Source organism: Thermicanus aegyptius DSM 12793 (assembly GCF_000510645.1).
GTDB lineage: Bacteria > Bacillota > Bacilli > Thermicanales > Thermicanaceae > Thermicanus > Thermicanus aegyptius.
Map to the genome: position 1 here is coordinate 2,059,260 of NZ_KI783301.1, position 22,473 is coordinate 2,081,732.

Genomic DNA, 22,473 nt, shown 5'->3' on the forward strand with positions numbered 1-22,473 from the left:
TTTGGGTGGGAATGGATGGAATTGAAAACAATGCTTAGATATCTTCTTCAATGATCTTCCGCGTTAAGTGATCCAAAAACATTTTGGAATTGGAAAAATTGGAAGTGTTGCTATCCCAATACCACCCGGTCGTCGGCAAATTTTTCCCCGCGAACTTGTTCAAAGGCGTCGATGAGATCCCTTACCCGCATCTTCCCTTTCTCTTCCTGGGTAAGGTTAATTACGATCTCTCCGGCGTGCATCATGACGAGACGGTTTCCCATCCTGAGCGCATGCTCCATGTTATGGGTGATCATGAGGGTCGTCAGGTGATGACGCTCAATAATCTTCTTCGTCAGACCCAGAATCAGTTCTGCCCTTTTCGGGTCGAGGGCGGCGGTATGCTCATCAAGAAGAAGAATCTTCGGCTCGGTAAAGGTGGCCATGAGAAGGCTTAACGCCTGCCTTTCCCCTCCGGAGAGGGTCCCTACCTTTGTCTCCATACGATCCTCCAGCCCGAGTTCCAATTCCCGGAGAGCTTCCCGAAACCGTTCTCTATTTTTCCGATGAAGGGAAGAGGTGAGGCTGCGTCGTTCCCCTCGCCGGAAAGCCATGGCCATATTTTCTGCGATGGTCATGGTAGGCGCGGTCCCTGCCATCGGATCTTGAAAGACCCGCCCCACATAACGGGCCCGTTGGAATTCCTTTTTGTGGGTCACATCTTCTCCGTCGATATAAACCTTCCCCTCATCTACTGGAAAAACACCGGCCACCACATTCATCAAGGTCGATTTTCCCGCCCCGTTGGAACCGATGACAACGACAAAGTCTCCTTTTTTCAGGGAAAGGTGAATGTTGCTTAAGGCTCTCTTTTCATTGACGCTATTCCGATTGAAGGTTTTGCTCACATTTTCGATGACCAGCATCACCCGTTCCCTCCCTTCGTGAGAGCTCTCCCATTCTTTTGAAGCACACCTAAGTAACGGGGCAAGGTGAGGGCGAGCACCACCAGGATGGCGGTAACCAGCTTCATATCGGTCGGTTTTAAACCCAACCAGAGGGCTGCCGCTATGACGAAACGGTAGAGGATCGCCCCTCCCACCACGGCAATGGTTGCCCTGTAGATGGATCGACTTCCGAAAACGACCTCTCCGATAATGACGGAAGCGAGGCCGATGATGATCATCCCGACTCCCATTTGGGCATCGGCATACCCTTGGTACTGGGCCATCATCCCTCCCGCCAACCCGACCAATGCATTGGAAAGAATAAGTCCAATCATGATGGTATGATCCGTATTGACACCGAGGCTCCGGATCATCGCGGGATTGTCCCCGGTCGCCCGCACCGCCATCCCTAAATCGGTGTGGAGAAACCAATCCATCCCCCATTTAATCAAGAGAACGATGAGGAGAAATGCCAAGGTTAAGATTCCCTTCTGCACGGATCCCAAGCTCTGCGCCACGGGATTTTCCGTCAACTGGCTGGTGATCGTATCTGCGTTCAAAAGAGGAACATTGGCCTTTCCCATTACGCGCAAATTGATGGAATAGAGGGCAATCATGGTGAGGATACCGGCCAGAAGACCATTAATCCTACCCTTCGTATGGAGAATCCCTGTGATGGCTCCGGCTGCGCCTCCGGCAAGAAGAGAAAGAAGGGTGGAAATCCACGGATTTCCACCACCGGTGATCAAGGAGGCAGCCACCGCCCCTCCCAGGGCGAAGCTTCCATCTACAGTCAAATCGGGATAGTTTAAAATGCGAAACGTTAAATAAACCCCAATGGCCATAATTCCAAATATGAGCCCTTGTTCAATGGAGCCAAAGATGATAATGTCAAGTTCCACGGGGTCACCTCATTTACCTGCTTTGATGATCTGGATGTGTTGATGCAAGATTAATATTTTTCGTCGGCCTTATCGAGGAGATCTTGGGGAATCTCAATTCCCACCTTTTTCGCTTCCGTCTCATTGACATAGAGCTTCAGGTTCTTCTGACTTTCTACAGGCATGTCGGCCGGCTTGGCCTCTCCTTTCAGGATCTTCACCGCCATCTCTCCGGTTTGGTAACCTAACTGGTAATAGTCGATCCCGTACGTGATGAGCCCACCCCGCTTCACGGAATCGCCTTCGCCCACCACTAACGGAATCTTCTTCGCCTCCGCCACCCCGATGACGGCTTCTAAGGCGGAAACCACCGTATTATCGGTTGGAACGTAGAAAGCATCCACTTTGGAAGATAAGCTCTCGGCGGCAGCCTTTACTTCGGAACTGTTCGTCACCGCCGACAGTTCAACCGTAAGTCCCAGTTCCTTGGCCGCATCCTGGGCCATTTTCACCTGAACCTCGGAATTGCTCTCTCCGGAATTATAGAGGATACCGAGCCGTTTCCCCGTGGTGAGGCGCGTCACCAGCTGAAGCTGCTCCTTGACCGGGTTCATGTCGGTGGTTCCCGTCACATTTCCCCCCGGCTTCTCCATGGAGGCGACCAACCCAGCCGAGACGGGATCGGTAACTGCAGTAATCACGATGGGAATATCCTTCGTCGTTTGTGCTGCAGCCTGGGCAGTGGGGGTTGCGATGGCGAGGATGAGATCCACCTTGTTGCTTACAAACTTGTCGGCAATGGATTTGGCGGTATCTTGGCTCCCCTCCGCATTCTGAAAGTCATAGGTTACATTTTTTCCTTCCTCAAATCCATTCGCTTTCAGGGCATCCACAAATCCTTGCCTTGCCCCGTCCAACGCAGGATGAGAAACGATCTGGGTTACGCCGATCTTAAAGCTCTTCTCCGCTCCATTGGTCGGCGTTTGTTGGGAGGTCGGCGCCGTTGTTCCATCCGTACCTGTCGTCTGGGATGTTCCACACGCAGACAACGTAAATCCCACCAATAAAATGGCCATCAATAAAAGCGTGGTTCGTAAATATTTTTTTTGACATCTCATCCTACGAATTAACCCCCTCATTTACTTTACCGCATAGAAGCGTTTAATGGATAAAATATTTATCTATAACTATAGCAGTTTCGGCCTTTTCTGACAATACTCTATCTGCGGAAATTTAAACCCCTCCTTAACACCGAATAAGGAGGGGTTCGAAAAAATGGTACAATAAGGGAATGAAATCCATCGATTCTTTAAACAACGCGAAGAGGTTACCTTCCCTCTTTTAACCAGCGGGCCGCATCTTTGGCGTGATACGTTATGACCAGGTCGGAGCCGGCCCGCTTCAAGCCGGTGAGGAGTTCCAGGACAACCTTCTCTTCATCGATCCAACCGTTTAGAGCGGCCGCCTTGATCATGGCATATTCGCCGCTTACGTTATAGGTAACGATCGGGAGAGCGTACCGATCTCGGACCGCCTTAATCACGTCCATATAAGCCATGGCCGGTTTCACCATGAGGAAATCGGCACCCTCCGCCACATCGGAAGCCGCTTCCCGCATCGCTTCCCGGATATTGGCCGGATCCATCTGATAGCTCTTCCGGTCGCCGAAAGCGGGAGCCGAGTGGGCCGCTTCCCGGAATGGACCGTAAAAAGCGGAGGCATATTTGATGGCGTAGGACATGATGGGGATGTGGTGAAACCCTGCTTCGTCAAGGCCTTGGCGGATGGCAGCGACGAAACCGTCCATCATGTTGGAAGGGGCGATGATATCGGCTCCTGCCTCCGCTTGGGCAATCGCCGCTTTCGTGAGAAGTTCCAGGGTGGGATCGTTTAGGACTTCACCATCTAACACGATTCCGCAGTGGCCATGGGTCGTATATTCACAGAGGCAGTTATCTGCGATGAGGATGAGCCCCGGAGCCTTCTTCTTTATATAGCGGAGAGCGCGCTGCACGATTCCCTCTTCCTTATAGGCTTCGGAACCCCACTCATCCTTGTGTTGCGGAATTCCAAACAGGATGACGGCCGGAATGCCAAGCGCAAGAATCTCCTCTAGCTCTTCATCGAGGCGGTCGAGGGAATATTGATACACCCCAGGCATAGAAGGGACTTCGCGTTTTATTCCTTCTCCATCTGCAACAAAGAGGGGATAGATCAGATCTTCAACCCGCAAATGGTTCTCCCGTACCATGCTGCGCAATGTTTCGTTCCGGCGTAAACGGCGATGGCGAATAAAGTTCTGCATTCCTTTGACGCCTCCTCATAAGTCCGTATGGGATAAAATTCCTTACATCTTTTTTATCATTCTACACCCAATTATGAAAGAGTTCCAGTTTTTTAATCTGGTCACCGGTTCGTCGTTCGATCCGCCGCTTCAGGAGACCGATTCTCATAAGGGAGGGATGCGGAAAAAACAACGGTTCAAGTTGCATTCTCAGTTTTTTCGGTCTTCGGCCCATTTTTGTATGGCCAGGATCAGCCCATCTACGGTATATTCCTCGGCCACGATCTCCACAGGGAATCCACAAGAACGAACCGCTTCTGCCGTCACAGGACCGATGCAGGCAAATCGCGTTCCATGGAGGAGATGTTCCTCTCCCTTATTTGCCAAAATCGCATGGAGATTTTTAAACGTTGAAGGGCTGGTAAAGGTGATGAGGTCAATTTCACCACGGCGGAGAAGGGAGAGAAGCTCCTCTGCCCCCTCCTCATTGGGAAGATTCCGGTAAACGATCGGGTCTTCTACATGAACCCCCCACTCCCGCAATGCGCGGATCGCCTGATCCCTGGCCAAATCCCCTCTGGGGAAAAGGAGGAAGTCCCCTTCCTTCACCTTCCCCTCCAACGCTTCGATGATTCCTTCTTGGCGAAATTCCCGAGCTTCTATGACAGAGGCGAAACCCCGTTTCGCCAGGGCTTTCGAGGTCTTTGGACCGACCGTAACGATGGCAGCCCGAATCGCTTGATGGGGAATCGCAAATTTATCCATAAAATGGAAGAAATAGTTGACCCCGTTCGCACTGGTGAAGAGGAGCCAAGCGAATTGTTCCAGACGAGAAAGGGCATCCCTGATCGCATGCTCATCCTGTGCCGGCAGGATGCGGATCATGGGTATCGCGATGGGAATCCCCCCCAGTTCCCTCACTTTTTCAGAAAAACTCCCCGCCTCTTCCGCCGACCGGGTAATGACAAGCTTAAGTCCTTTCATCCCCTTATCCCCCGAATCGTTTCAGGACCTCTCCGGCCCCTTTTTCCAACAGCTCTTCCGCCAGCATTTTCCCAACACGTTCCGCCTCTTTTCCCCATCTTTCCCCCCGGAAGATTTCTTTCCCATCAGGAGAAGCAACCAAGCCCTGAAGGTGGATTTCCCCCTCTTCCCACCGGGCAAAGGCCGCGATGGGAACCTGGCACCCTCCTTCCAAGCGGTACAGGAAGGCCCGTTCGGCTGCAGTGGTGACTGCCGTTATCGGGTCATGGATCGACTGAAGGAGGGAGGTTGCTTCTCCTTCCCACCTCCCTTCGATCCCAAGCGCTCCCTGTCCTACGGCGGGAAGCATGATCTCGGTGGGGAGGATTTCCGTCACCTCTCCCGTCCATCCCATCCTCTCCAAGCCTGCAGCCGCCAGGATGATGGCATCAAGCCCCTCTTCTCTTAACTTCCTGAGACGGGTATCGATGTTCCCCCTGAGGGGTAGAACCGTAAGATCCGGGCGATAGTTAAGGAGCTGGGCCTGTCTCCGCAAGCTGCCGGTCCCGACCTTTGCGCCGAAAGGCAGTTCATCCAGCTTCTTCCCATCTTTGCTGATGAGGACATCATTCGCCGTTACCCGTTTGGGGATGGAGAGGATGGCCAATCCCTCCGGCAGTTCTGCAGGCACATCCTTCATGCTGTGAACGGCAAAATGGATCTCCCCGGAAAGGAGCGCCTCCTCAATTTCCTTCACGAACAGGCCCTTTCCTCCCACCTGGGATAATCGTACGTCCTGAATGCGGTCCCCTTTCGTCACGATTTCCTTAAGGGTGAAGGTAATCTCCGGGTGTGCCGCCTGTAAGGTTTTTAGAACACCTTTGGTCTGTGTTAAGGCAAGTGGGCTCCGCCGTGATCCAACTCGTATCTCTTTCATATAAAGGCCTCCAATTCTTTAAACATCAGAACCATTGGTGAAACATGGAAATCGTTCTGGAACTGATATAATTGACTACCACAAGCAGGAAAAAAATGAGATTCCAGGTGGCCAAGGGAATGGCACCCCACCCCTTTTTCATCGCCGCATAAAGATAGAAGCTGTATACTCCCAAGACGATGAAGGAAAGCCAAACCTTCACGTCCAGGTAATAAGGCGTTTTCAGAACCAACCCGGCCCAAATCAGCCCCAGAATGATCGAAATCAGGTAGATGGGCACCCCGAAGAGGATCAGGAGGAAAGAGGAACGGCCCAACCGATCCAGGTTCGGTAACCGTCGCAGGAGAGCATTCCACTTCTTCCCTTTCAACATCCGGTGCAACAAAAGGGTCATCCCGGAGAGAACGGCCGAAGCGAGGAAAGCCACATAACTTACGAGGGCGAAGGAGATGTGGATCACCATGAGCCGGGAGGTTAAAATCTCACCGGGAAAGACCGCAGCGCTTGGGCTGGCAAAGAGGTTAATGACGAAAACAATAAAGCCGGCTACATTTAAAAAGAAAAGGAAAAAATCAATGCGAAATAGGAAGTTTAACAAAAGCGAAAAGGTGATGAGGAGCCAAGAGTAGAAAAAAAGCGCCTCAAATTGAGTAACGATCGGAAAGTGACCCACTCGGACCATTCTCAGGATAAAGAAAAAAGTTTGCAGACCCCATACCACGGTCAAAATCCAGAAGGCGATGCGGTTCACCTTCCGATTTTGCTTCATGAAGTCTGCAAAGTAAAGGACGATGGAGGCTCCATACAGATAGACGATCCATTCGTACAATCGCAGTTCCAACGGCTGAACCTCCTCCTTCTAAGGGCCAACAGGGGAACCTGCCTGCAAGAGCGTAAAGGATAAGGAAGATTCCGGTTCACCTTCCGACTTGGGATCTGCTGGGGCGTTTCTCTCCTCTTCCATATATTCTTCCAAAGCGAAGAGCTTGGTGAGGAGTAAGAGCGCTTCCCGGGATTTCTCCTCCCCTGCCATTTCCTTCAATTGCATGATGGGATCTTTCAGCAATTGATTGATGATGCTTTTCGTATGCTTCTGCAGTACCTTGCGCTCCCGTTCATCCAAATCGGGAATCTTCCGCTCGATGCTCTTCATCGTCTCCTCTTGGATGTGCAACGCTTTTCTCCGTAAGGCATCGATGACCGGTATGAGGTCCAGCGTTTCAAACCAGCGTTCAAAAGCTTCTCTGTCTTCCTCAATCATGAGGCGTATCTTTTCGGCGGCCTTCTTTCTCTCCTCCAGGTTGGCTTCGACGATCCCCTGCAGGTCATCGATGTCATAGAGGTATACGGATTCCAGCTCATGAATTGACGGATCTAAATCCCTCGGAACCGCGATGTCGATCATGAAAAGCGGGTGCCCCTTCCGTTTTTTCATCACAGCCTCTACCCTATCCCGCGTTAGGATATAGCCCGGGGCTCCCGTGGAACTGATGACGATATCGGCCTTACTTAGAGCCACTGGAATTTCTTCCAGGGTGATGGTTTTCGCCTGAAAGAGAGCGGCCAGTTTTTCTCGTTTATCCGGAGAGCGATTCGCCACGATCACTTCTCGGCTTCCCAACTCTGTGAAATGCTTCGCCGTCAACTCCCCCATCTTTCCCGCGCCAATGATCAGAACCGTTTTGTCTTGGAACTGTCCAAACACCTTTTTCGCCAAAACCACGGCTGCATAGCTGACCGAAACCGGATTTTCGTTAATCTGGGTCTCGCCATGCGCCCTCTTGGCCAATGTTACCGCTTGCTTAAACAAGGTATTAAAGATTTTTCCGGAAGCTTTCACCTTCTGGCTTAAAGCGGCGGCTTCCCGGACTTGCCCCAGGATTTGGGTCTCCCCCAACACCATCGAATCAAGGCCCGCAGCGACGGAAAAGAGGTGACGGATCGCCTCGGAACCGGTATAAACATAAAGATGGGATTGAAAATCGGTAAGCGGGATCCTAAACCACTCGGAGAGGAAACGCTCGGTGGTCTCCTTGCCTGCTCTAAGATTGTCAACAACCGCATAGATTTCCGTGCGGTTGCAGGTAGAGAGGATTACGTTTTCCAGTATGCACTTCTTTTGTTTGAGGCTCTCCACGGCCTTCAACGTCTCTTCATCCCGGAAGGCGATGCACTCCCGAATTTCTACAGGTGCAGTTTTAAAATTGAGTCCAACGACAAGGATCTGCATCATGCATCACCCCGCTAGGTTAGATAGATGGTTTATCATTATTATAACAGAAAAAAAACCGATCCTCATGTCGATCCTGTGACATTTCTCAAATAGCAGGTAAGTTCGGCGCCGATCGCCTTCGAGGTTCTGCTCCGGATGGTCTGGATGAAAACCCGGTCCATCCCGTATTGGGATGCCTCCCCTTCACGAAATGAAATTTCTTCTATGTCCCGATCCTGCCGAAGAAGATTCTCTACCCAATCCTTCAACGGCGCTTGACTCTGAAGCATCTTCCCGAGAAGTCGCTCCCTCGTTTCCCCTAAGAGTCTTTCCCCTCCCCGGTTTACCGCCATGACCAAAAGATGCCGATTCACGATGATGCGCGCGATTTGATCCGGCCCTCCTTTTTCATAAATGGGACGAAGGATGGTAGCCGGATCGATGCGGAAAACCTCCGCCAGTTTCTCCAGTTTTTTGATCGAAATGTTATTCCTTCCGCTTTCAATCCGGGCGATGAAAGGCTGCTTGACTCCCATCGCCTCCGCCAAATCGATTTGTGTAATCTTTCTCTCTTTTCTCATCCGCTTCACATTATAAGCTACCCTTTTTTCGATGGACTGAAGTTCGGTGGGTTCTTGAAAGAGTGGATCTTCTTTTAGGAGATGTTTGATATAGGTGGTTAATTCGTTCAAATACGTTCCCTCCATCGTACAATCCAGGCAAAACTAGTATCCATTATAGCAGAAAGAGAGGAGAAAGAAATAGTATTTTCAACGGAACTCCCTTATAATAGGGGTTGTATTGCTTCGATCATGGAAGGGGAAACGCGATGAACAGACGTTTTTTAGCCGATGCCATTCTTCTTTTAATTGCATTTGTTTGGGGAACGACCTTCGTCTTGGTGCAGAATGCGATTCAAGTGCTTCCTCCTTTTTCCTTCCTGTTCGTCCGCTTCTCCATCGCTTTTCTTCTCCTCCTCCCCGTTCTTTTTATGCAGAGGAGGAAAAAACGGGAGAGGATCGCCCTCGAAACGGGCCGTGCGTGGAAAGGGGGATTGGTGCTTGGTTGGTGGCTTTTCGCAGGATATGCATTGCAGACCGTCGGCCTTCTCTATACCACATCTTCCAAAGCAGGTTTTATTACGGGATTAAGCGTTGTCCTTGTCCCCTTTTTTTCCTTCCTTATTTTAAAAACGGCGCCTCGACTCCCTGCCGTACTGGGATCCATCCTAGCAATGATCGGGTTATATTTCCTCACCCTAGGGGATGCCTTTCAGGTGAATCCGGGAGATTTGCTGGTTTTCCTCTGCGCCATCGCCTTTGCCCTGCAGATCGTCTATACGGGAAAATATGCCCATCATCATGATCCCTTGGAACTTACGACGATTCAACTGGGATTCGTTGGGCTCTTTAATTTTTTGTTCGTTTTGTTCTTTGAGGATGGGGGGATGCTCCTCCACCCTGGAGAGTGGCTTACGCCTCCGGTGGTGCTCGCCCTTATCATCACTTCCCTCTTTGCCACCTCCCTAGCCTTTTTGGCACAGACCGCCCTGCAGCGATATACCACCCCGACCCGGGTCGCCATCATTTTTTCCATGGAGCCGGTCTTCGCCGCCTTAACCGGAATCCTCATTGCCGGAGATCCCGTCACGGTAAAAACGGTGATTGGAAGTCTCCTCATCCTGGTCGGCATGATCCTGGCTGAAATTCCCCATAAATGGGGGGTAAAGGTGAGGAATCATCTGAAGGAGGAAATCGGAAAATGAAATCGAGTACATGGATCGGTTTATTTCTGGTGCTTTTCGGGATTTATACCGTCTTGGAACCTTATAAGATCCCTTACCTCTCTCCTCTTTTTACCTGGGAGAGCCTCTTTGTCCTCATCGGCCTTATATTAGTAGTCGGAAACGTAAGCCGTGGAAAAAAGGGAGGAAGCCTCTTCCCGGGCATCCTCCTCCTCGGCTTCGGGATTCACTTTTTAGCCGTTAAATGGGTTTACGGTTGGCCAAACGGCTGGTTTATGTTCGCCCTGATCTTTGGTCTCGCTTTCTTGGCGGATTACGTGACCAACCGCCTTCAAAACCATCTTTACCTCGCACTGCTTTTCCTCTTTATTGCGGCCTACCATTACTATCCCTTGAAAGAAAAACTTACCTTCCTCTTATCCAAATGGTGGCCTTTTCTCCTTATGGGAATCGGGGGATTTCTCTTGTTCCGAGGGTGGCGAGGGAAGCGACGCTAAAAGGAGATTCCATACCTCCTCCCGGCCCACTTTCGTCTCAGAAGAATAGGGAAAGAGAGGATCCTCCGGAGTTAAGGAAAGGATTTTTTTTATTTCGTTTAGATGTGCCTGCCATCTTCCCCGAGAGATCTTGTCTGCTTTTGTCGCCACCACGAGGGAAGGAATCCCTGAATGAACGATCCATTCCCTCATTTGTCGGTCCTGCCCACTGGGCGGATGCCGAATATCCACCAGCTGGATGAGGAAGAGAAGAGTCTTTCGCCCTTTGATGTAACGTTCAATCATCGCTCCCCATGCTTCCCTTTCCTTTTTGGAGACTTCCGCATAACCATATCCCGGCAAGTCGACGAAGTAAAATCGGCCACCAACGCGGTAAAAGTTGAGGGTTTGGGTTTTTCCCGGTTTGGAGCTGATTCTCGCCAGATTCTTCCGGTTCAGCATGGAGTTGATGAAAGAGGATTTCCCTACATTGGATCGTCCCGCCAGGGCAATCTCCGGTAAACCGTCCTGGGGATATTGGGAAGGGTGTACCGCACTTCCGATAAATTCTGCTTGGGGGAAGATCATGTTCTCACCAAGGCGTGGGCCAACACCTGATCCATATGTTCTACCAGGATGAATTTCAGGTCTTTCCGGACGCTTTCAGGGATCTCCTCCAGATCCTTCTCATTCTCCTTCGGGCAGATGATGGTTTTCAAACCGGCTCGGTGGGCGCTCAACGCTTTTTCTTTTAAACCTCCGATGGGAAGCACCCTTCCCCTTAATGTAATCTCCCCGGTCATGCCCACTTCCCTGGAGACCGGCGTATTGGTCAAGGCGGAAGCGAGTGCGGTGGCGATGGTGATTCCGGCCGATGGGCCGTCTTTTGGAATGGCCCCTTCCGGTACGTGGATGTGAATGTCATACTTCTCATAGAAAGTAGGATCGATCTTAAGCTGTTCTGTCCGGGAACGGATGTAGCTGAAAGCCGCTTGGGCGGATTCCTTCATCACATCGCCCAATTTCCCCGTTAGGGTAAGCTTCCCATTCCCTGGAAGAATGCTTACTTCGATGGTCAGGGTATCCCCTCCCGCCTCGGTCCATGCCAACCCCGTTACCGCCCCGATTTGATCCTCCCGTTCCGCCATACCATAGTGAAAAAGGGGTTTCCCCAGCATTTGTTCAATGGTTTTGGGTGTGATGACTACCCGTTTCTTTTCTCCGCTTACGATTTTTTTCGCTGCCTTGCGAGCGAGGGTCGCAATCTGCCGGTCCAGGTTTCGAACCCCTGCTTCCCGGGTATATTGACGAATCAATTTGAGCAACGCCCCATCCTGAATCTGCATCTTCTCTTTGTTTAACCCGTGCTCTTTTAACTCCCGTGGAACCAGGTATTTCTCGGCAATCTTTAATTTCTCCAATTCGGTATACCCTGATATGGGAATCACTTCCATCCGATCCAACAAAGGTCTCGGGATGGTGTATGTGGTATTGGCGGTACAGATGAATAAGACCCGGGATAAATCGTAGGGCTCCTCGATATAATGATCACTAAAGTTGGCATTCTGTTCCGGATCAAGCACCTCTAACAAGGCAGCCGCCGGGTCGCCCCGGAAATCGGAAGCCATCTTATCTACCTCATCGAGGAGGAAAACGGGATTGACCGTTCCGGCGGTCTTCATTCCCTGGATGATTCTCCCAGGCAGAGCGCCTACATACGTCCTCCGATGCCCCCTGATCTCCGCCTCATCCCGAACTCCCCCCAAAGAGATGCGAACAAAACGGCGTCCCAACGACCGGGCGATGGAACGGGCAAGGGAAGTTTTCCCAACTCCCGGAGGACCCACCAGGCAAAGAATAGGCCCTTTCATCTTCCCCACCATTTTTTGCACGGCCAGGTATTCCAGAATCCGCTCCTTTACCTTTTCCAAACCGTAATGGTCTTCGTTTAATACCTGCTCGGCATGCTGGATGTCCAGATTATCCTCCGTCTGCTTCGCCCAAGGTAAGGAGAGAAGCCATTCGATATAGGTTCGGATCACGCTGCCCTCGACGGCGGCGGAGGGCATTTTCTCCAGGCGCTCGATCTCCTTCTCCACTTTTGCCCGCACATGGTCGGGAAGTTCCGTCTTCTCCATGAGCTCCCGCAGTTCTTGGGCCTCTCCCATGCGCCCCTCTTTTTCCCCCAATTCTTTTTGGATCGCCTTCATCTGCTCCCGGAGATAATATTCCCGCTGGGTCTTTTCCATCTGCTTCTTGACCCGCTGACCGATGCGCCGCTCCAACTCCAGCACTTCCCGTTCATTGTTGAGGAGGCGTAGGAGGGTTTCCAACCGTTCCTGGACATTTGTTTTTTCCAAGATCTCCTGTTTCTCGTGCAAGCGAAAGGGAAGATGGGAGGCGATGATGTCGGCCAACCTCCCCGGATCATCCATATCCATCACGCTGCTAAGCGTTTCAGGTGTAATCTTCTTCGTCAGGCGAATATATTGCTCAAAGTGATTTAAGGCCGTCCGCATCAAGGCTTCGGTTTCCTGTCCTTCCGTACCGGTATCGTGAAGGATTTCCACCTCCGCCTCATAATACTCGTCTCTCTTTGTAAAAGAAAGAATGCGGGCTCGTTCTAACCCCTCGATCAGGATGCGAATCGTTCCATTCGGGAGCTTCAGCATCTGCTTAATCCTGGAGACGGTTCCTACCGCATAGATCTGATCCGGTTCCGGTTCCTCAATATGTACTTCTTTCTGCGTGGCAAGAAGGATCAGATTCTCTTCCACCATGGCCCTCTCTAACGCATGGACCGATTTGGGCCGTCCTACATCCAGGTGAAGAACCATCGCCGGATAGACGAGCAGCCCCCGAAGTGGAAGCAGCGGCAATCTTTTTTTCTCTACCATTTGTCACACCCCCGTCTATATTCTATGCTTGTCACTCGTAAGATGCAAATTGGGAGATCCTCAGAGTGACGCGGTGGTAGAGGATAGCATCGTTCCAGGAAGGAGGGCCACCTTTCCCGGCACGAGGGCATGATCGAATACTTCTTGCAGGTGGCTTACCGGAATCACCTCAATGTCGGCATAGGTATGGAAGAGGGCTTGGTCATTCTCTTTCGGAATCACCACTTTTCGGATCCCCGCTTCCCGGGCAGCTTCTACCTTCGCCACCACACCCCCTACAGGTTTAATCCTCCCATGGATGCTCACCTCCCCGGTCATGGCGGTCAGATGGTCCACGGGAATGGAGCGTATGGCAGAGTAGATGGCCGTCGCCATGGTTACCCCTGCGGAGGGTCCATCCACAGGCATCCCCCCCGGGAAGTTGATATGGAGGTCATAGTCGTAAGGGTTGATGCCGGTCTTTCGCAAAACGGTTAAAACATTTTCCACCGAACCCATGGCCATGCTCTTCCGGCGTAGGGTGCGCGCCCGTTCACCCATCTCCTCTTCTTCAACCACCCCGGTAATATTCACTTTTCCCATATTGGGCTGATGGGCGGTAAGGGCCGTTACCTCGATTTCCATGAGCATCCCCAGGCCAGGTCCGTATACCGCAAGGCCGTTTACCAAGCCGATTTGCGGTTCCGTGGGAAGGTGAGGCGCAGGACGGAGAGAGATCTTGCTGCTGGAGATTACCCATTCCACATCGGCTTGGGTAATCTTTTTCCTTCCTTCTGTTAGGGAAATCCCTGCAGCCAGTTGGATCACGTTCACGGCCTCCCGTCCATTGGTGGCATAGCGCTTCAGAACACCATAGATCTCTTCCTCCGCCTCAAATTGAATCTTTCCAACCGCCTTCCTAGCGATGGTCTCAATCTCGGAGGGAAGTAGGGGGCGAAAATAGATCTCCATGCAACGGGATCGGATGGCGGGAGGGAGCTCATCCGGTGTCCGTGTGGTTGCCCCTACCAGGCGAAAATCAGCCGGAAGGCCGTTTTGGAAGATATCATGGATGTAGCGGGGGATGTTGGGATTCTCTTCGGAATAATAAGCGCTTTCCAGAAATACTTTCCGGTCTTCCAACACTTTGAGGAGCTTGTTCATCTGAATGGGGTGGAGTTCTCCAATCTCGTCGATGAACAGGATCCCGCCATGGGCTTTTGTGACGGCTCCAGGTTTCGGCTGGGGAATTCCTGCGATGCCCATCGCTCCTGCTCCTTGGTAGATGGGATCATGGACGGAACCGATTAAGGGATCGGCGATGCCCCGCTCGTCAAAGCGGGCGGTGGTGGCATCCAACTCTACAAATTTCGCATCCTGCTTAAAGGGAGAAAAAGGGTTTTTCTTCGCCTCTTCTAAGATCACTCTGGCTGCAGCGGTCTTTCCCACTCCAGGAGGCCCGTAAATGATCACATGTTGGGGATTGGGACCTGTCAGAGCGGCCCGCAAAGCTCGGATTCCTTCCGCCTGGCCCACGATGTCACTCATGGTGGCCGGCCGAGTGCGTTCGGCCAGGGGTTCACTCAGGGAGATGGAGCGCATCTTCCTTAATTGTTCCATCTCTTTCCGAGATTCTCGATCCACAGCCACCTTGCTGATTCTCTGATTTTTTAACAGGTTCCAAAAATAGACTCCGATCACGATGCCAAAAAAAATTTGCAGGAACACTAAAATAATCTGAAGTTCCACGTGGACTCCTCCTCCTCAATTCGTCTCATCTCCGTACGGTATCTCTAGTATTGCCGGATTAACTTGACGATAAACGGAAAAAAGGGAGGAGAGGGAAGAGAGGGGCAAAAAATAAAAAAAAGGACCCTTTTCAGGTCCGGGAGAAAATCGAAACAAGCTACGCACTTTCCTCATTCTTTTGATTTAAGATCCGCCCATCTTTTCCTAACAGGAGAGGAGCCGATTTCTTGGTCACGGTTTCTTCGGTAATGATGCACTTTTGGACATCATTCCGCGAGGGGATTTCATACATCACGTCCAGCATGATGGATTCCAGGATGGAGCGAAGCCCGCGAGCCCCGGTCTCCCGCTTAATCGCTTCCTTGGCAATCTGTTTTACCGCCTCAGGGGTTACCTCCAGCTTGACATGGTCCATTTCCAACAACTTCTGGTATTGCTTCACCAAGGCGTTTTTCGGTTCCGTAAGGATGCGGACCAGCGCCTCTTCGTCGAGGGGCTCCAATGTAGCGATCACCGGAATCCGCCCGACAAATTCCGGGATCAGTCCATATTTCAAAAGATCTTCAGGGATCACCTGGGAGAGATACTCTCCTTTCTTCAGGTCTACCGAATTTAGGTCGGCCCCGAAGCCGATCACCTTTTTCCCCACACGCCGTTTAATAATCGTCTCCAGTCCGTCAAAAGCTCCGCCCACGATAAAGAGGATATTGGTGGTATCGATCTGGATAAACTCCTGATGGGGATGTTTTCTCCCCCCCTGTGGAGGTACGCTGGCCGTCGTTCCTTCCAATATCTTAAGCAGCGCCTGTTGTACCCCTTCCCCGGATACGTCCCGGGTGATGGAGGGATTCTCCGATTTGCGTGCGATCTTATCGATTTCATCAATGTAGATGATGCCTCGCTCCGCCTTTTCCACGTCATAATCGGCGGCCTGAATCAGCTTCAAGAGGATGTTTTCCACATCTTCCCCCACATAGCCCGCTTCGGTCAAGGAGGTGGCATCGGCGATGGCGAAGGGCACGTTTAAGATCCGGGCCAAGGTTTGCGCGAGAAGCGTCTTCCCGCTCCCGGTAGGTCCTAAAAGCAAGATATTGCTCTTGGAGAGCTCCACATCATCTTTCTGGGAGCCGCTGAAGATTCTCTTGTAGTGGTTATAGACGGCAACGGAAAGGGTTTTTTTCGCCATATCCTGGCCGATCACATAATCATCCAACACCTTGCGGATTTCGGAGGGTTTCGGCACTTCCTTTAGATCGACGTTTTCGCCGGGGCCCAATTCTTCTTCGATGATCTCATTGCAAAGCTCAATGCACTCATCACAGATGTAGACCCCCGGTCCGGCCACCAGCTTGCGGACCTGTTCCTGAGATTTGCCGCAAAAAGAGCATTTCAGATGCCCCTTGTCGTCCGGATATTTATACATGGATTCACCTCTTCTGGAATTCGTTGCGGGTGATTACAGCGTCAACGATTCCGTATTCTTTTGCCTCTTCGGCGCTCATAAAGAAGTCCCGGTCGGTATCCTTCGCGATCCGCTCCAGGGGTTGCCCCGTTCGTTCGGCCAAGATCTGGTTTATTTTTTCCCGCGTCCGTAAAATCCAGTCCGCATGGATTCGTATATCTTCCGCCTGTCCCCGTACGCCGCCTAAAGGCTGATGAATCATCACTTCACTGTTGGGAAGGGCATACCGTTTCCCTTTTTCCCCAGCCGCGAGGAGAAATGCCCCCATGCTGGCGGCAATTCCAATACAAATGGTGGATACGGGAGGTTTGATAAACTGCATGGTGTCGTAGATCGCCATCCCGGCCGTAATCGAACCACCGGGAGAATTGATGTAAAGATAAATATCCTTATCGGGATCTTCGGCTGCCAGGAAGAGTAGCTGTGCCACAACCAGATTGGCGTTCGCGTCATCAATCTCCGATCCCAACACGATGATTCGGTCTTTTAACAATCGGGAGTAAATGTCGTAAGCCCGCTCTCCTCGATTGGTTTGATCAATAACCATGGGTACCAGCATTTTCTTTCCCCCTTCGCTCCTATTTTACACCATCTCATCTTTTTTGTGAAATAGGATGGTTTTTAAAGAAGGCACGATTCCATTCGTGCCTTCTATCTGCTTCATGTTTGATTTGCTTACATTCTCATCGGATGTTTTCTTCCGCTTCATTTTCTCCCGAGGATTCTTTTTCTTCGCTCTTCTCCTTTTCCACCACGTGGGCCTTTTCCAAGAGCCAATCCACGGTTTTACGGATGCGGAGGCGGTTTCGGATCACGGGAAGGGAACCGAACTTTTCAAGCTGGGGCATCAATTCCTCCCGGGTCGTCCGGTAGAGTTTGGCCAGTTCATCGATTTCCCGGTTCATCTCCTCTTCCGTCGGCTCAATTCCTTCTTTTTCGGCGATGGCTTCCAGGACAAGGCTCGATCGGACCCGTTTTTCCGCGCTTTCCATGTATTGATCCATCATTGCTTCTTCATTTAGACCTGTATATTGGAAATAGAGATCAAGGGTAAGCCCTTGGGCGCGAAGGGTATCTTCAAACTCGTGAACCATATGGTGCGCTTCCTCCCGGATCATCACCTCCGGCAAGTCAATCTTCGCTTGGGCCGTAACCTTCTCCACCACTTGATCTTTAAGAGCATCTTCTTCCGATTCTTTGGCCCTTTTTAACAGCTTTTCCCGAATGTCCGCTTTAAATTCTTCCAAGGTCTCAAATTCGCTCACATCTTTTGCAAATTCATCATCCAATTCCGGCAGGTTTTTGCGCCGGATCTCCCGGATCTTTACTTTAAAGACGGCTTCCTTGCCCGCCAGTTCTTCCGAGTGGTAACTTTCAGGAAAAGTGACCGTAATCTCTTTTTCCTCTCCCGGCTTCATGCCGATCAACTTTTCTTCAAATCCGGGAATAAAGGCGCCGGAACCGATGGTAAGTTCATGATTCTCTCCCTTTCCCCCTTCGAAGGGTTCTCCATTTAGGAACCCCTCGAAGTCGATGCGGGTGATATCCCCATTTTCCACGGAGGCGTCGGGCCCCTCCAGGGTCTCGATGGTGGCCACCCGTTCACGGCGGGCCAACAATTCATTCTCCACGTCCTTATCGGTAACCGGGAATTCCTTTTTCTCCACCGTTACTCCCACATATTCGCCCAATTCCACATCGGGTTTTACGGTGACCGTCGCTTTAAAGATGAAAGGTTTTCCCTTTTCCAACTGTTCCACATCGATTTCCGGCCGATCTACCGGAACGATTCCCGTGCTCTTCACCGCTTCATCGTATGCCTCCGGCAAGAGGAGGTCAACCGCCTCTTGATAGAGCGACTCCACGCCGAAACGGGATTCAAAGATGATACGGGGAACCTTCCCCTTCCTAAATCCAGGGACGGTTACCTTCTTTACCACTTTATGAAAGGCTTGGTCCAGCGCCCGATTCAATCTCTCTTCATCCACTTCTACCGTAAGTATGCCGTGGTTGCTGCTTTTCTTTTCCCATTCAGCTTTCATCTATGTACCCCTCCAACCCTTGGTTCCTCTTTCATAACCATTTCATTATAGCATAAAGTCCCCTCATTTCAAGAGCCATCCGGCCTTGGGCGATACAGGACTGAAGTGGTGTTCAATTTTCCGGAAATGATGCAACCTAGAGGTAGGTTCCTTCGTCTATAAAAATGGAATTCAGCTGAATTCTTTTCGAATCCCCGGACCAAGAATAGACGTGGCGGAAACTAAAGATGGCAGAAGAGGAGGGTATATCCATGAGGAAAAGAAAAGGAATCCTGGTCGCCCTGGTAGGATTTCTCTTTCTGCTCAGTATCCAGGCGTTTGCATTTGAAGACGTAAGCAATCCCGACGATGCGAAGATTCTCTCCCAACTCCAAAGCAAGGGAATCATTTCCGGGACCGGCACAAAGAATTTCGCCCCTAATCGACCCCTTACGTATGCAGAGGCCGCAGCGCTTTATGTGAAAGCATTTTCCCTGACGCTCCCCGATTATCGCTGGATTAAGGAACCAAAAGCATCCGATATGTACTCAAAGGTCGCAGCCCAAGCATGGTACGCCAAACCTTTTATGATCCTTTTTTACCATCAGATTCCCTTTCCAAGGGATGTGAACCCCCAGGATCAAATCACCCGGGAAGAATTCGCCTACTACCTGCACCAAGTGATCGTGAAGACGAAGAATCCCGCCGTGATTGAAATGTGGGTGGATTACGCCGATGTGGATCAGGTAAAGAAAGAATACCAGGGGGCGATTAACGACCTGATCCATTTAAAAGTGGTAGCCCTGAACGACCAAAATAAATTCCGTCCGAAAGAACCCATCACCCGGATGGAAGCGGCCCTCATGATTTATCAAGCGATGGGAATCCCAGGTGAGGAAAATGGAGGAGAGCCGATGCCGCCTGTCGATCAAAAACCGGAACCTGTTCAAGTGATTAGGGAGAAAGTGACCGATGAAGTGTATCGGGTTACCCTCTCATGGGGAGAAAAACCGAATCCCGGTTATCGCATCACCATTGACAACATTCAGTTTATGGATCATACGGCGGTCATCTACTACAGCCTCCATTATCCCGATCCCAAACTGTTCTATCCTCAGGTGATCACCGAAGCGAAGGTTTCCACCTACATCGGCACGGGGTATGAGGTAAAAACGGTGCAAAAAGGAATCGGAAGGGGTTCGCCGATCCAAACCCCCCCCATCTTTCAACATCCGACCGATCCTTCGAAGAAAATGAAATAAACTCATCTCCCATGACCAACCTCTCCGCTACACAAAGTGTTCAAAAAGTAGCGGAGTTTTTCTTTTTCATAGGGAACCGGAATCAGGTATAATGGGAAAAAAGACGGCGGCAAAGGAGTTCATGGGATGGAGCACCGAAAAGTTTATCATAAGAAAGAATATGAAACCCCCACGGGAAAACTTATCGTTGAAGGTCCTGTTTCTCCGGAAACCATCATCGCCCACCCCTTTCACGAAGGGCTGAAAGCGTTCCGCACCCCCCCGGAACAGCAAGAAGCTCTGTACGGAATCGCTCAATTGCCGGAGGGACGCATCATCCTTGCCAGGGATGGGGAGACGATCGTGGGGTATGTAACCTTTCTCTATCCTGATCCGCTCGAGCGATGGTCGGAAGAAAAAATTGAGAATGTTCTTGAACTGGGTGCGATTGAAGTAGCTCCTCCCTATCGAGGACAAGGAGTGGGCAAAAAGCTCCTGGAAGTCTCCTTCATGGATGATCACATGGAAGATTACCTCATCTTTACCACGGAATATTATTGGCACTGGGATCTGAAGGGAACCGGCTTATCCGTTTGGGAGTACCGAAATTTAATGGAGAAAATGATGGGAAGCGTCGGTTTGGAATGGTTTGCCACCGACGATCCGGAGATCTGCTCCCATCCCGCCAATTGTCTTATGGTTCGCATCGGAAAGCGTGTCCCCTTGGAAACGATACAAGCCTTTGACCGCCTCCGGTTCCGGTATCGATACATGTACTAAAACGGTTTAACCTGGAAAACCACCTCGCGTAAAGATAGAAACAAAACGGATTTAGCCGTAAAGAACCTATCGGGAAAAAGGGGGAGAAAAATGCTCGTCTCTGAAATTATGAAGCGAAATGTGATCACGATACGACCGGAGGAGACGATCCGGGAAGCGATCCGGAAGATTTTCGCTCATCGCATCCGCCATCTCCTCGTCACCTCTACAGATGGAGACCTCCTTGGCGTTCTATCCGACCGGGATTTGCGGGAAGCGGCTCCTTCCAGGCTAAGCCTTAACGAAGAGGAGTTCCGGGTTTTGGATCATCCTGTCTCCACCATCATGACCGAAGAGGTGATCACCTGCCATCCCAGCGACTTTGTGGAGGAGGCCGCCCATCTTTTATATGAAAATAAGATCGGCTGTCTGCCTGTCCTCTCCCATGGGAAGGTGGTCGGCATCATCACGGAATCGGATCTCCTCCACACATTGGTGGAATTGATGGGCGTTCATCAACCCAGTTCCCATGTGGAGGTGGAGGTGGAGGATCAAATCGGGAGCCTGGCCGACGTGGCCCAGATCTTCAAAAAAGCAGGGGTTAATGTATACAGCGTCCTGATCCAGCCCGCTGAGACGATCCATCGGAAACGGCTCGTCTTTCGCGTGCAAACCATTGATCCCCGCAGGTTGGTAAAACGATTGGAAGAGGAAGGGGTTAAGGTCCTCTGGCCAAAGAAATGGGTAGACGCGGATGAATAAGGATTCCCTCTTTATTTATAGCCCCGCTCTCTTAAACTATCACTTTCATGATGAACATCCCTTTAATCAGAAAAGATTGGAATTAACCCTCTCCCTGATTCGGGAACTTGGACTGATCGATGAATCTCAGATTCAGCCTCCCAGAATGGCCACCGATGAGGAATTAACCTTAATCCATGAACCCTACTATATCGAAGCGGTGAAAAAGGCAGGAGAAATGAGTGGCTCATTTCTTGGCCTTCCCTATGGCCTCGGAACGGAAGATGTTCCGATCTTTCCCGGAATGCATGAAGCTTCCGCCCTTTCTGTCGGAGGAGCTTTGGTTGCGGCCGATTACGTCATGGAGAAGCCGGGCCGTCATGCCCTTCATTTGGGCGGAGGGTTACACCATGCCTTCCGGGGGCGAGCGTCCGGATTCTGCGTTTATAATGATTGCTCCGTAGCGATCGCTTATGTGAGGAAGAAGTACCGGGCAAGGGTTCTCTATGTGGATACGGACGCCCATCACGGAGATGGGGTGCAGTGGGCTTTTTATCAAGATTCCGATGTGATGACCCTTTCCTTTCATGAGACGGGAAAATATCTCTTTCCAGGGACGGGAAATATTTATGAACGAGGGGAAGGGGATGGATACGGCCTAAGCCTAAATGTCCCCTTGGAACCTTTTACGGAGGACGATTCCTATCTGGAAGCGTATGAAAGGGTGATCGAAAAGGCGATCCGCTTCTTTAAGCCGGATCTCCTCTTTACCCAAAACGGCGCCGATGCCCACCGCTATGACCCCCTCACCCACCTCTCCGTCTCCACCCGCATCTACCGAGAGATTCCCAAAATCGCCCACCGTCTCGCCCACGAATACACCAACGGGAGGTGGATCGCCGTTGGGGGAGGGGGATATGACATCTGGCGAGTCGTACCCAGGGCATGGACCTATCTCTGGGCTGAAATGAACCATCACCCCCTCCTCGATGAAAAACTGCCCGAAGCTTGGATCCATCGTTGGCAAAAAGAAGCACCCGTTCCCTTACCGAATCGGATGCTCGATCCCTCTTTTCCTCCCATTCCCCGCCGAAAGGAGATCATGGAGAAGAACCGTCTTACGGTAGAGCGGGTGCTTTCCTATTTATGAACTTATGATTTATCATCTTTAAGTAAACCGGAGAGGAATTGAAGGGGTATG

21 protein-coding genes are annotated in these 22,473 nt (G+C 51.1%); 6 read left to right on the forward strand and 15 right to left on the reverse strand.

Annotated features, from left to right (window positions below; all coding sequences use genetic code 11):
- Nucleotides 1-110: 110 nt before the first annotated feature.
- The 9 genes from THEAE_RS0110860 to THEAE_RS22070 form a co-directional block, all read right to left on the reverse strand.
- Entirely contained in the window at nucleotides 111-905 is a 795-nt protein-coding gene (locus tag THEAE_RS0110860) for an ABC transporter ATP-binding protein (RefSeq protein ID WP_028987489.1), read from the reverse strand.
- Complete coding sequence (locus tag THEAE_RS0110865; RefSeq protein WP_052330235.1) at nucleotides 905-1,771, reverse strand: ABC transporter permease; 867 nt, start codon at nucleotides 1,769-1,771, stop codon at nucleotides 905-907. Before THEAE_RS0110865 ends, THEAE_RS0110860 begins: the two co-directional genes overlap by 1 nt.
- Before the next feature lie 107 nt (nucleotides 1,772-1,878).
- Entirely contained in the window at nucleotides 1,879-2,925 is a 1,047-nt protein-coding gene (locus tag THEAE_RS0110870) for an ABC transporter substrate-binding protein (RefSeq protein WP_005581736.1), read from the reverse strand.
- A gap of 209 nt (nucleotides 2,926-3,134) precedes the next feature.
- Entirely contained in the window at nucleotides 3,135-4,112 is a 978-nt protein-coding gene (gene hemB, locus THEAE_RS0110875) for a porphobilinogen synthase (protein ID WP_005581737.1), read from the reverse strand.
- Between the two features lie 189 nt (nucleotides 4,113-4,301).
- Entirely contained in the window at nucleotides 4,302-5,075 is a 774-nt protein-coding gene (locus tag THEAE_RS0110880) for a uroporphyrinogen-III synthase (protein ID WP_005581738.1), read from the reverse strand.
- A 4-nt stretch (nucleotides 5,076-5,079) separates the two neighbouring features.
- Nucleotides 5,080-5,991, reverse strand: a complete 912-nt coding sequence (gene hemC / locus THEAE_RS0110885; RefSeq protein ID WP_028987491.1) for a hydroxymethylbilane synthase — start codon at nucleotides 5,989-5,991, stop codon at nucleotides 5,080-5,082.
- Nucleotides 5,992-6,016: 25 nt separating this feature from the next.
- Nucleotides 6,017-6,832 carry a cytochrome c biogenesis protein gene (locus THEAE_RS0110890; protein WP_005581740.1) on the reverse strand — a complete coding sequence of 272 codons (816 nt, stop codon included), beginning with the start codon at nucleotides 6,830-6,832 and terminating at the stop codon, nucleotides 6,017-6,019.
- An 18-nt stretch (nucleotides 6,833-6,850) separates the two neighbouring features.
- On the reverse strand, nucleotides 6,851-8,221 hold the full coding sequence (hemA, locus tag THEAE_RS0110895) for a glutamyl-tRNA reductase (RefSeq protein WP_005581741.1): 1,371 nt from the start codon (nucleotides 8,219-8,221) through the stop codon (nucleotides 6,851-6,853).
- Between the two features lie 65 nt (nucleotides 8,222-8,286).
- Nucleotides 8,287-8,895: a helix-turn-helix domain-containing protein gene (locus THEAE_RS22070; RefSeq protein ID WP_005581742.1), complete on the reverse strand. Its 609-nt coding sequence runs from the start codon at nucleotides 8,893-8,895 to the stop codon at nucleotides 8,287-8,289.
- Between the two features lie 137 nt (nucleotides 8,896-9,032).
- Between THEAE_RS22070 and THEAE_RS0110905 the strand changes: the two genes are divergently transcribed.
- Together THEAE_RS0110905 and THEAE_RS0110910 are read left to right on the forward strand one after the other, a co-directional pair.
- Nucleotides 9,033-9,968 (forward strand): DMT family transporter, encoded by a 936-nt coding sequence (locus tag THEAE_RS0110905; RefSeq protein ID WP_005581744.1) that lies wholly within the window; start codon nucleotides 9,033-9,035, stop codon nucleotides 9,966-9,968.
- Nucleotides 9,965-10,444 carry a hypothetical protein gene (locus THEAE_RS0110910; RefSeq protein WP_005581746.1) on the forward strand — a complete coding sequence of 160 codons (480 nt, stop codon included), beginning with the start codon at nucleotides 9,965-9,967 and terminating at the stop codon, nucleotides 10,442-10,444. The genes THEAE_RS0110905 and THEAE_RS0110910 overlap by 4 nt, the downstream gene beginning before the upstream one ends.
- Here THEAE_RS0110910 and yihA read toward each other — a convergent pair.
- From yihA to tig, 6 genes are all read right to left on the reverse strand, one after another.
- On the reverse strand, nucleotides 10,364-11,011 hold the full coding sequence (gene yihA / locus THEAE_RS22625; protein WP_005581748.1) for a ribosome biogenesis GTP-binding protein YihA/YsxC: 648 nt from the start codon (nucleotides 11,009-11,011) through the stop codon (nucleotides 10,364-10,366). The genes THEAE_RS0110910 and yihA overlap by 81 nt on opposite strands.
- Nucleotides 11,008-13,320 carry an endopeptidase La gene (gene lon, locus THEAE_RS0110920; RefSeq protein WP_028987492.1) on the reverse strand — a complete coding sequence of 771 codons (2,313 nt, stop codon included), beginning with the start codon at nucleotides 13,318-13,320 and terminating at the stop codon, nucleotides 11,008-11,010. The genes yihA and lon overlap by 4 nt, the downstream gene beginning before the upstream one ends.
- A gap of 60 nt (nucleotides 13,321-13,380) precedes the next feature.
- Entirely contained in the window at nucleotides 13,381-15,048 is a 1,668-nt protein-coding gene (lonB, locus tag THEAE_RS0110925) for an ATP-dependent protease LonB (RefSeq protein ID WP_028987493.1), read from the reverse strand.
- 157 nt (nucleotides 15,049-15,205) lie between these two features.
- A complete protein-coding gene (gene clpX / locus THEAE_RS0110935; protein WP_005581751.1) occupies nucleotides 15,206-16,471 on the reverse strand; it encodes an ATP-dependent protease ATP-binding subunit ClpX in 1,266 nt (421 codons plus the stop codon).
- Nucleotides 16,472-16,475: 4 nt separating this feature from the next.
- Entirely contained in the window at nucleotides 16,476-17,069 is a 594-nt protein-coding gene (gene clpP / locus THEAE_RS0110940) for an ATP-dependent Clp endopeptidase proteolytic subunit ClpP (protein WP_005581752.1), read from the reverse strand.
- Nucleotides 17,070-17,193: 124 nt separating this feature from the next.
- Nucleotides 17,194-18,552: a trigger factor gene (gene tig / locus THEAE_RS0110950; protein WP_028987494.1), complete on the reverse strand. Its 1,359-nt coding sequence runs from the start codon at nucleotides 18,550-18,552 to the stop codon at nucleotides 17,194-17,196.
- Between the two features lie 251 nt (nucleotides 18,553-18,803).
- Between tig and THEAE_RS0110955 the strand changes: the two genes are divergently transcribed.
- The 4 genes from THEAE_RS0110955 to THEAE_RS0110970 all read left to right on the forward strand — a co-directional run bounded on the left by THEAE_RS0110955 (nucleotide 18,804) and on the right by THEAE_RS0110970 (nucleotide 22,422).
- A complete protein-coding gene (locus THEAE_RS0110955) occupies nucleotides 18,804-19,793 on the forward strand; it encodes an S-layer homology domain-containing protein (RefSeq protein ID WP_028987495.1) in 990 nt (329 codons plus the stop codon).
- A 126-nt stretch (nucleotides 19,794-19,919) separates the two neighbouring features.
- Entirely contained in the window at nucleotides 19,920-20,552 is a 633-nt protein-coding gene (locus tag THEAE_RS0110960; RefSeq protein WP_028987496.1) for a GNAT family N-acetyltransferase, read from the forward strand.
- 90 nt (nucleotides 20,553-20,642) lie between these two features.
- A complete protein-coding gene (locus THEAE_RS0110965) occupies nucleotides 20,643-21,293 on the forward strand; it encodes a CBS and ACT domain-containing protein (protein ID WP_028987497.1) in 651 nt (216 codons plus the stop codon).
- Nucleotides 21,286-22,422, forward strand: coding sequence for an acetoin utilization protein AcuC (locus THEAE_RS0110970; protein WP_028987498.1), 1,137 nt, complete (start codon nucleotides 21,286-21,288; stop codon nucleotides 22,420-22,422). Before THEAE_RS0110965 ends, THEAE_RS0110970 begins: the two co-directional genes overlap by 8 nt.
- Nucleotides 22,423-22,473 lie beyond the last annotated feature (51 nt).

Coding starts and splice junctions, on each gene's coding strand:
- THEAE_RS0110860 (WP_028987489.1), bottom strand. CDS start 905: ATGCTGGTCATCGAAAATGTGAGCAAAACCTTCAATCGGAATAGCGTC.
- THEAE_RS0110865 (WP_052330235.1), bottom strand. CDS start 1,771: ATGGCCATTGGGGTTTATTTAACGTTTCGCATTTTAAACTATCCCGAT.
- THEAE_RS0110870 (WP_005581736.1), bottom strand. CDS start 2,925: ATGAGATGTCAAAAAAAATATTTACGAACCACGCTTTTATTGATGGCC.
- hemB (WP_005581737.1), bottom strand. CDS start 4,112: ATGCAGAACTTTATTCGCCATCGCCGTTTACGCCGGAACGAAACATTG.
- THEAE_RS0110880 (WP_005581738.1), bottom strand. CDS start 5,075: ATGAAAGGACTTAAGCTTGTCATTACCCGGTCGGCGGAAGAGGCGGGG.
- hemC (WP_028987491.1), bottom strand. CDS start 5,991: ATGAAAGAGATACGAGTTGGATCACGGCGGAGCCCACTTGCCTTAACA.
- hemA (WP_005581741.1), bottom strand. CDS start 8,221: ATGCAGATCCTTGTCGTTGGACTCAATTTTAAAACTGCACCTGTAGAA.
- THEAE_RS0110905 (WP_005581744.1), top strand. CDS start 9,033: ATGAACAGACGTTTTTTAGCCGATGCCATTCTTCTTTTAATTGCATTT.
- THEAE_RS0110910 (WP_005581746.1), top strand. CDS start 9,965: ATGAAATCGAGTACATGGATCGGTTTATTTCTGGTGCTTTTCGGGATT.
- yihA (WP_005581748.1), bottom strand. CDS start 11,011: ATGATCTTCCCCCAAGCAGAATTTATCGGAAGTGCGGTACACCCTTCC.
- lon (WP_028987492.1), bottom strand. CDS start 13,320: ATGGTAGAGAAAAAAAGATTGCCGCTGCTTCCACTTCGGGGGCTGCTC.
- clpX (WP_005581751.1), bottom strand. CDS start 16,471: ATGTATAAATATCCGGACGACAAGGGGCATCTGAAATGCTCTTTTTGC.
- clpP (WP_005581752.1), bottom strand. CDS start 17,069: ATGCTGGTACCCATGGTTATTGATCAAACCAATCGAGGAGAGCGGGCT.
- tig (WP_028987494.1), bottom strand. CDS start 18,552: ATGAAAGCTGAATGGGAAAAGAAAAGCAGCAACCACGGCATACTTACG.
- THEAE_RS0110955 (WP_028987495.1), top strand. CDS start 18,804: ATGAGGAAAAGAAAAGGAATCCTGGTCGCCCTGGTAGGATTTCTCTTT.
- THEAE_RS0110960 (WP_028987496.1), top strand. CDS start 19,920: ATGGAGCACCGAAAAGTTTATCATAAGAAAGAATATGAAACCCCCACG.
- THEAE_RS0110965 (WP_028987497.1), top strand. CDS start 20,643: ATGCTCGTCTCTGAAATTATGAAGCGAAATGTGATCACGATACGACCG.
- THEAE_RS0110970 (WP_028987498.1), top strand. CDS start 21,286: ATGAATAAGGATTCCCTCTTTATTTATAGCCCCGCTCTCTTAAACTAT.